The following is a 379-nucleotide window of genomic DNA, read 5'->3' on the forward strand; positions in this document are numbered from 1 at the left end:
CTCTCACTCAGTACAAATTTTGTAGGGCCATTACTAGCTGATACTCCTTTTTCGTTATCGGTAGAAATATTACGACAAGGTAAAAGCAGCACACAGGTACTCGCCAAAGCCATTCAAAATGAACAAGTGTGTGTAATTGTACAAGCCTGCTTTGCTAGTAACCGCAACTCAGCTATTAATGTACCCATTGCAAAGTCGTTAGGCTTACAGGAAGTTAATGAGCGCCATACATTGCCATTTATACAAGGGCAAATGCCGGAGTTTTTTCAACATGTTGATTTATGCCCTCAACAAGGTGCCATGCCATTTAGCAGCGCAGAAACGTCTCACTTAGGGGGATGGATGCGCTTTAAACATACGCCCGAACAAATAACTGAAG

1 protein-coding gene is annotated in these 379 nt (G+C 42.5%); it reads left to right on the forward strand.

The window, feature by feature from the left end:
• Positions 1-379, forward strand: a 379-nt coding sequence (locus AAEY83_RS13155; protein WP_351059413.1) for a thioesterase family protein, incomplete at both ends; no start/stop codon positions are given.

It is taken from the genome of Psychrobacter sp. TB20-MNA-CIBAN-0197 (genome assembly GCF_040309765.1).
In the GTDB taxonomy this organism is placed as follows: domain Bacteria; phylum Pseudomonadota; class Gammaproteobacteria; order Pseudomonadales; family Moraxellaceae; genus Psychrobacter; species Psychrobacter submarinus.